Origin of the sequence: Kribbella pratensis, assembly GCF_004365355.1 — a bacterium.
In the GTDB taxonomy this organism is placed as follows: domain Bacteria; phylum Actinomycetota; class Actinomycetes; order Propionibacteriales; family Kribbellaceae; genus Kribbella.
The window spans coordinates 334698-342176 of sequence record NZ_SODP01000004.1 but is presented as its reverse complement, the minus strand read 5'-3'; the positions used below and the strand labels follow the sequence as shown (position 1 = coordinate 342176).

Genomic DNA, 7479 nt, shown 5'->3' with positions numbered 1-7479 from the left:
AATCGGAGTACGTCGGCACGAGGAGGACAACGGCCGGATCGCGGCGTTCGGTGGGGCTCATTGTCGTGCGTCGGCAGTCGGGCTTGGCCGTCGTACGTCGGCACGCGGGTCGACCGCAGTGCGCGGGCAGGCGGGGCTCGCAGTCGTACGTCGGCGTGGGGTTGGCCGTAGAACACGGGCAGGTGGGCTCGACCGGAGTACGGGGGATGGGGGGCCTCACCGGAGTACGTCGGCAGATGGGGCTCGCTGTCGTACGTCGGCAGGTGGGGTTGGCCGTAGTACGTCGGTGGGCTACTTCAGGAGCTTGGTGGATTCGGGGACCGGGGTGAGGGGGGTGCCGTCGGACAGCCAGTGGTGGATGTTGGCGACGACGAGGTTGGCCATGGCGGTGCGGGTGGGGATGGTGGCGGAGCCTACGTGGGGGAGGAGGACGGCGTTGGGGAGGGTGAGCAGGTCGGGGTGGACCTTGGGTTCGTGTTCGAAGACGTCCAAGCCGGCGGAGAGGATTGTGTTGGTGCGGAGCGCGTCCACCAAAGCCTGCTCGTCGACGACCGTGCCGCGGGCCACGTTGATCAGGATGCCGTCGGGGCCCAGTGCTTTGAGGACCGAGGCGTCGACCAGGTGGCGGGTGTTGTCGCCGCCGGGGATGACGATCATCAGGATGTCTACGTCGGCGGCCATTTCGGTCAGCGACGAGTAGTACTGGTAGGAGACGTCCTTCGGGTGGCGGTTGTGGTAGGCAACGGTGACGCCGAAGGGCTGGACGCGGTCCGCGATGGCTTGGCCGATGCGGCCGAGGCCGAGGATGCCCATCCGGCGGCCGTGCATCGTTGCGGGGGTCAACGGGTACGGGCGGCCCTCGGCCCACTTGCCTTCGCGGAGGTACTGCTCGGCTCGTCCCAGTTCGCGCACGGTCATCAGCAGCAGGCCGAGTGCCGTGTCGGCGACCTCGTTGTCCAGCACCCCAGGCGTGTTCGTGACCACGACGCCACGCGCTGCAGCAGCGGCCGCGTCGATGCGGTCGTACCCGACACCGAAGCTCGCGACCAGGCGTACGGCGGGGAGCTGGTCGAGGAACGGGCCGTCGATCGTCGTACCACCGGTGGCGACGGCAACGATCTCGTCCCGGCGGGCCGCGAGTACGGCGTCCGGGTCGCTCTCCTCCCAGAGCCGGATCAGCTCGCAGTGGTCGGCGAGGCCCTCAGCGACGGCGGGGTGCATCGGGCCGGGCATGAGTACGACTGGCAGTCCCACGGCATCTCCTCACGGATGTTCACCACTGCTTTCCCGGTCAACCCTATTTCCTATCGGCCGCGCGTACGACGATCGGGGGAGGAGGTCACCATGATCATCGACTGCGCTTACTACCGGGACGGACGCCGCCAGCACGTCGAGGCGATGTCGGTCGAGGATGCTGCTGCCCGCTGTCAGCAGGGTGGGTTCGTCTGGTTGGGCATGTTCGAGCCCACGGCCGAGGAACTCGCCCAGACGAGACAGAGTTTCGGCCTGCACGAGCTGGCCGTCGAGGACGCGCAGACCTTCCATCTCCGGCCCAAGGTCGAGCCGTACGCCGGTGAGGTCGAACTGGTCATCCTTCGGACCGCCCGGTACGACGACGAGCGCAAGGAAGTGGACTTCGGCGAGGTGAGCGTCTTCGTCGGGCCGTCGTTCGTGATCACGGTCCGTCAAGGTGTCGCCAGCGACCTGCACGGCGCGCGGATCCGGCTCGAGCAACGCCCTGAGCTGCTCGAGTGCGGGACGAGTTCGGTGCTGTGGGCGATTCTGGACCAGGTCGTCGACAGCTACGGACCGGTCGTCGCCGAACTCGAACGCGACATCGAGCGGGTCGAGCAGACGGTGTTCGCCGGTGCCGTCGCGCCGACCGAGCAGATCTACTTCCTCCGTCGCGAGGTCACCGACTTCTACCGCGCGGTCCACCCGCTGCTCGCCGTCCTCGCGACGATCGAGCGCGGCGCCCGCGACACCGCCCTGCTGCCGTACTTCCGCGACGTGCACGACCACCTCGTGCTGGTGAACGAGGAGGTCGCCGCCCAGCGCGACCTGCTCGCCACGGTCCTCGAGGCGAATATGGCCGTGATCGGCGTCGAGCAGACCAAGGTCAGCGTCCGGCAGAACGCGTCCATGGAACAGCTCACCAAGCTGGCCACGGTCTTCCTGCCGCTGACCTTCCTGACCGGATTCTTCGGACAGAACTTCGGCTGGCTGATCGACCACATCAACGCCGAGTGGGACTTCCTCGTGCTGGGCATCGGCGGGCTGGTAGTGCCGTGCATCGCGCTCGCGATCTGGTTCCGCCGCCAACGAACAGCCCGACGGCAAGCCTCCTGACGCATCAGATTCACGCGCCGTTCCAACGGTGAAACGAGGGTCGGGGGAGCAGGATCCATCCCCTCGGAGGTTGTGATGCGAAAGCTCCCCGCCCTCATCGCGGCGTCGACCGTGCTGGCCGCCGTCGCGCTCCCGCCCGCCTCGGCCGCGCTTCCCGTCGCCCAGGTCCATACCAAACAGTCTGGTATGGCGGCCGCCGCTGCCGAGCCGCCGACGTACGACGCCATCCCGCTGAAGTCGTACCCCGCCTTCGACGCGAACCAAGCGGTCGCGGTCGACGCGAAGTACTTCTACGCGGTCAACAACACCACGATCACCAAGCACGACCGCCACACAGGCGAGCCGCTGCTGCAGTTCGCCGGTGATGAGGACGGCCCGTTCATCCACATGGACAGCGGCATGGTCCTCGGCAACAAGCTGTACGCCGTCCACTCGAACTACTCCGACTGGCCGATGGAGAGCTCGATCGAGGTGTTCGACACCAGGACGATGCGGCACATCGACTCGTACTCGTTCGGCATCTACCGCGGCTCGCTCACCTGGCTGGACCGGCACGACGGCGCATGGTGGGCCGGGTTCGCGAACTACGACGACGTCTCGGACGAGACCGGCGAGCCGTACGGTCAGACGTACAACACCCAGATCGTGAAGCTCAACGACAAGTTCGAGCCGCTCGCGTCGTACACGATCCCGAAGCAGATCCTGGACCGGTTCAAGCCTATGTCGAACTCGGGCGGCTCGTGGGGCCCTGACGGCCGACTCTGGCTGACCGGTCACGACCTCGGTGAGGCGTACGTGATGGAGCTGCCGACGGCCGGCTCCGAGCTGCGCTGGATCGCGACCGTCAACCTGCCCGACGTCCAGGGCCAGGGCATCGCGTGGGACCGCTCGGACCCGCGCCACCCGACCTTCTGGGCGATCAGCCGCCCGAACCGGCTGGTGCACACGTTCTCGATGCCCATTACCTCGATCAAGACTCCAACCGCGAAGGGCTGGTCGGTCCTCGGCCCGGGCCAGTTCCGCAAGTAATCGAGTGGGGTAGCGGCCGGATTCCGCCCGCTACCCCACCGATGCTAGGACGACCAGCCGCCCAGGTTCAGGTCGGCGACTGTGACCGGCTGACCGGTCGCAAGGGACTGGTTCGCGGCGATGCCTACGGCAACGGCTCGTACGCCGTCGTTGACGTCCGCGGCGCGGGCGAGCGGGTCGTTGGTCGGTCCTACGAACAGATCGGTGTAGAGGAGACGGTCACCGCCGCCGTGACCGCCTTCGCCGCGCGGGATCTCGACCTCGACCGCCGTGGCCCAGTGCTTCTGCAGAACCAGCCGCTCGCCGTTGGTACGAACGTCGCCGGCAATCACGCGGTCGGACGGGTAGCTCGGGTCGATCTGGTCGTCAACGACCGCGGCGCGTTCGACAACCTCAAGCTCAGCACGGCCGAGGGTGCCGTTGACCGACACGCGGTACCCCTCCCACGGCGAGTGCGCGTTGAGTGAGTAGCTCAGCCGCGCGCCGTTCGCGTATTCCGCGATCACGGACATGTTGTCCTCGATCGTGATCCCCGGACCGAACACATCCTGGTCGCGCAGGTACCCGTCGTACTTCTCGCTCTCGTAGTACAACTGCCGGTTGGTGTCATCGTTGCGCAGGTCAAGCAACCACGGATCGTTGGCCGATCCATCGATCGTTCCGCGCTCCGGTCGTTGCCCGAGGCCCCGAGCCGCAGCGTTCTCGTCGCCGTAGAAGAACAATCCGCCGGACGCGAAGACCCGGGTCGGCGACGAGGCTATCCACCAGTTCACCAGGTCGAAGTGGTGGGACGCCTTGTGGACCAGCAGGCCACCCGAGTTCAGCTTCTCGCGGTGCCAGCGGCGGAAGTAGTCCGCGCCGTGCCGGGTGTCGAGCACCCACTGGAACTCGACGCTCGTGACCTTACCGATCTCGCCGTCGGCGATCACCTGGCGGAGCGCGCTGTTCCGCGGCGAGTAGCGGTAGTTGAAGGTGACGACGACGGACTTGCCCGACTCGTTCATCGCGTCGACGATCTGCCGCGTCCCCTCGGCGTTGATCGTCAGCGGCTTCTCCACGATCACGTCCGCGCCGGCGCGCAACAGCCGCGACACGACCGACGCATGCGTGTAGTCGGGGCTCGTCACCACGACGCGGTCGACGGACTGCTCCTTGACCATCCGCTCCAGGTCGTCGGCGCCGTACTGCGGGAGCTCCGGGCCGCCGAGCTCGGTGACGAGCCGCTGGTGGAACGCGAGCCGGCCCGGGTTCGGGTCGAGCAGGGCAACGAGCTCGGCTTCCTCGGGGTGTGCCTGGAACATCGCGCGGATGTATGACTGGGCCCGCGATCCGGTTCCGGCGACGGCATAGCGTCTGGCCACGGCGGTCTCCTTCTACTCGTGTAGACGACACACGCTAGCAACCGCTTTCCACGGCGGTCAACCGTCGTACCATCAGTGCATGCCGAAGGAACCGGTCACGCGCAACGACGTGGCGGAGTACGCCGGGGTCAGCACGGCCGTCGTCAGCTACGTGGTCAACGAGGGTCCGCGCAAGGTCGCTCCCGAAACGCGCGAGCGGGTCCTGGAGGCGATCCGCGCGCTCGGGTACCGCCCGAACGCGACGGCGCGCGCGCTGAGGATGGGTACGACGCGGACGTTCGGCCTCATCACCCCCGACGGCGGGAATCCGCTGTTCGCAGAGCTGGCCAAGGCGATCGACCGGGAGGCGGCGTCCCGCGGGTACGTCGTACTGCAGACCAGCGCCGACGGCGATCCAGCCACCGAACGCGCCAAGATCGCCGAACTCCTCGCGCGCCAGGTGAGCGGACTGCTGCTGGTAGCGCCCCACGAGGACCCAGACCTGAGCGACGCCGAGGTGCCCGCGATCGCAATCAACCGCGTGCTACCGACGGTCAGCTCGGTCCGCCCCGCGTATCGCGAAGGCGCCCGCCACGGGGTCGAGCACCTGGTGGAACACGGTCACCAAGTAATAGGCCTGGTCATCGGCGGCACCGGCCGCCCAGAACGCGAACTCGGCTGGCAGGACGCCCTCGAGGCAGCCGGCCTTCCCGCGGGACCGATCGCCCGCGCGGCGTTCTCTCGCGAGGGTGGTTACACGGCCGGCCGCCAACTCGTGGACGCCGTCCCGCGCCCAACGGCGATCTTTGCCAGCTCAGATCTGCAGGCCATTGGTGTTCTGCGAGCCCTGCACGAGGCCGGTCTTCGCGTCCCTGAGGATGTCGCAGTCGTGGCCTTCGACGGCACCCGTGAGACTGAGTACACCTGGCCCCCGCTTACCGTCGTCCGCCAGCCCCTCGAACACCTCGCCCAAGAGGCAGTACGCCGCTTGATCGAAGGTGAAGGAGCGGTCGAGGCGCTGACCTTTCCAACCGAACTGATCCTGCGCAGGTCGTGCGGCTGTTAAAGGGTTCCTACGTCTTCGAAGATCAGTGCGGTGCGGGTCGCCAGTACCTCGGGGATGGCTTGGAGTTTCTCCAGGACCAGGCGGCGTAGGCCTTCGTTGTCGGCGGCTCGGACCAGCAGGATGGCGTCGAAGTCGCCTCCGACGAGAGCCATGTGCTTGATCTCCGGGATCGCCTGGAGTTGCTTCCGGAGGGTTCGCCACGAGCTCTGGCGCAGACTGAGCGTGACGTACGCAGACGTCGCGAGCCCGAGCCGAAGCGGATCGACAGTCACGGTGAAGCCGGTGATCACCCCGGTGTTCGTGAGGCGCTCGACCCGCGCGTAGGCGTTCGCCCGGGAGATGTGCACCTCGTCGGCGAGAGCCCGGATCGACAGCCGTCCGTCGCGTCCGAGAGCCTCGATGATCTGCCGATCGATCTCGTCGAGCGCGGGAGCGACGACAATCTGTCCAGGACCGGCCCGGTGGACCATCGCCTCGTCGGACATTGTGCGACCTCCTGATGCGGCGACCCGGGCCAAACGTCTCTCAATTCTTCCAGCTATAGATCCACTTGGCCAGGAGGCAGGACGATGTGGCTACCGTCCGTCTCCTGCGCTGGAGGGTCCATGACTACCGTCGAGGAGCGTTTGCTCCCCTCCGCGGAACCCGTTTGTCTGATCGATCAGAACGGTCTGCCGCACGAACACCCGTCGTACGAGCTGCCCACCAAGGCTGCTCTGCTCGACGGCTACACAGAGTTGATCCGTGGCCGCCGTTTCAACGACCAGGCGAGTGCGCTCGTCCGCCAGGGCCGCCTTGCGGTCTACCCGTCCTCGCACGGGCAGGAGGCTTGTCAGGTCGCGGCGACGATGGTCCTCAAAGAGGGAGACTGGCTGTTCCCGACGTACCGCGACTCGGTCTCGATCGTGAGCCGCGGTGTCGACCCGATCGAGACCCTGACACTGCTCCGCGGCGACTGGCACTCGGGCTACGACCCGTACGCGCATAAGGTCGCGCCGCAGTCGACCCCGCTCGCGACCCAACTGCCGCATGCGGTCGGCGTCGCGCACGCGGCGCGCCTGAAGGGTGAGGACACGGTGGTGATGGCGCTCGTCGGCGACGGCGGTACGAGCGAGGGCGACTTTCACGAGGCGCTGAACTTCGCGGCCGTGTTCCACGCGCCGGTCGTGTTCTTCATCCAGAACAACGAGTACGCCATCTCCGTCCCGCTTGCCAAGCAGAGCGCCGCGCCGTCCCTTGCTCACAAGGGCGTCGGGTACGGCGTACCGGGCGAACGGGCCGACGGCAACGATCTGGCCGGCCTGCTCGCCGTACTCGGACAGGCTGTGGAGAAGGCCCGCGCAGGGGAAGGCCCGCAGCTGGTCGAGGCGCACACGTACCGCGTGCAGGCGCACACCAACGCCGACGACGCGACCCGCTACCGCCAGGACGACGAGGTCACGCCGTGGCTGGACCGCGATCCGATCCAGCGGCTGACGACGTACCTCGAGCAGCAGGACTGGCTGGACGACGACGTACGCCGGCAGGCAGAGGCCAAGGCCGCCGAGGTAGCGACACAGCTGCGCGACGGCCTGATGCCGGAGCCCGAGGTGGACCCGGCGGATCTGTTCAAGTACCTGTACGCCGAGGAGACCCAGCAGCTGCGCGAGCAGGCGGCGTTCCTGCGTGACGAGCTGGCGCGAGAGGAGGCCTGAC

7 protein-coding genes are annotated in these 7479 nt (G+C 67.5%); 4 read left to right on the top strand and 3 right to left on the bottom strand.

Annotation, left to right across the window (positions count from 1 at the left end; all coding sequences use genetic code 11):
* Window positions 1-291 precede the first annotated feature (291 nt).
* The gene (locus EV653_RS35995; protein WP_238160679.1) at window positions 292-1254 is read right to left on the bottom strand and encodes a 2-hydroxyacid dehydrogenase; all 963 of its coding nucleotides are present in this window, start codon (window positions 1252-1254) and stop codon (window positions 292-294) included.
* A gap of 90 nt (window positions 1255-1344) precedes the next feature.
* Between EV653_RS35995 and EV653_RS35990 the strand changes: the two genes are divergently transcribed.
* Both EV653_RS35990 and EV653_RS35985 read left to right on the top strand, forming a co-directional pair.
* Window positions 1345-2349, top strand: a complete 1005-nt coding sequence (locus EV653_RS35990; protein WP_134110157.1) for a magnesium and cobalt transport protein CorA — start codon at window positions 1345-1347, stop codon at window positions 2347-2349.
* A gap of 75 nt (window positions 2350-2424) precedes the next feature.
* Window positions 2425-3378 carry a hypothetical protein gene (locus EV653_RS35985; RefSeq protein WP_134110154.1) on the top strand — a complete coding sequence of 318 codons (954 nt, stop codon included), beginning with the start codon at window positions 2425-2427 and terminating at the stop codon, window positions 3376-3378.
* Between the two features lie 44 nt (window positions 3379-3422).
* Here the strand turns inward: EV653_RS35985 and EV653_RS35980 are convergent, their stop codons facing one another.
* Entirely contained in the window at window positions 3423-4739 is a 1317-nt protein-coding gene (locus EV653_RS35980; RefSeq protein WP_238160678.1) for a Gfo/Idh/MocA family protein, read from the bottom strand.
* 79 nt (window positions 4740-4818) lie between these two features.
* Between EV653_RS35980 and EV653_RS35975 the strand changes: the two genes are divergently transcribed.
* Complete coding sequence (locus EV653_RS35975) at window positions 4819-5784, top strand: LacI family DNA-binding transcriptional regulator (protein ID WP_134110151.1); 966 nt, start codon at window positions 4819-4821, stop codon at window positions 5782-5784.
* Here the strand turns inward: EV653_RS35975 and EV653_RS35970 are convergent.
* Entirely contained in the window at window positions 5781-6269 is a 489-nt protein-coding gene (locus EV653_RS35970) for an Lrp/AsnC family transcriptional regulator (protein WP_134110148.1), read from the bottom strand. The genes EV653_RS35975 and EV653_RS35970 overlap by 4 nt on opposite strands.
* Window positions 6270-6389: 120 nt before the next feature.
* On the opposite strand from EV653_RS35970, the gene EV653_RS35965 reads away from it, so the two are divergent.
* Window positions 6390-7478: a thiamine pyrophosphate-dependent dehydrogenase E1 component subunit alpha gene (locus EV653_RS35965; protein ID WP_134110145.1), complete on the top strand. Its 1089-nt coding sequence runs from the start codon at window positions 6390-6392 to the stop codon at window positions 7476-7478.
* Window position 7479 lies beyond the last annotated feature (1 nt).

What these genes read in the sequence shown, in the direction of transcription:
- EV653_RS35990 (WP_134110157.1), top strand. Translation starts at nt 1,345, where the DNA reads ATGATCATCGACTGCGCTTACTACCGGGACGGACGCCGCCAGCACGTC.
- EV653_RS35985 (WP_134110154.1), top strand. Translation starts at nt 2,425, where the DNA reads ATGCGAAAGCTCCCCGCCCTCATCGCGGCGTCGACCGTGCTGGCCGCC.
- EV653_RS35975 (WP_134110151.1), top strand. Translation starts at nt 4,819, where the DNA reads ATGCCGAAGGAACCGGTCACGCGCAACGACGTGGCGGAGTACGCCGGG.
- EV653_RS35970 (WP_134110148.1), bottom strand. Translation starts at nt 6,269, where the DNA reads ATGTCCGACGAGGCGATGGTCCACCGGGCCGGTCCTGGACAGATTGTC.
- EV653_RS35965 (WP_134110145.1), top strand. Translation starts at nt 6,390, where the DNA reads ATGACTACCGTCGAGGAGCGTTTGCTCCCCTCCGCGGAACCCGTTTGT.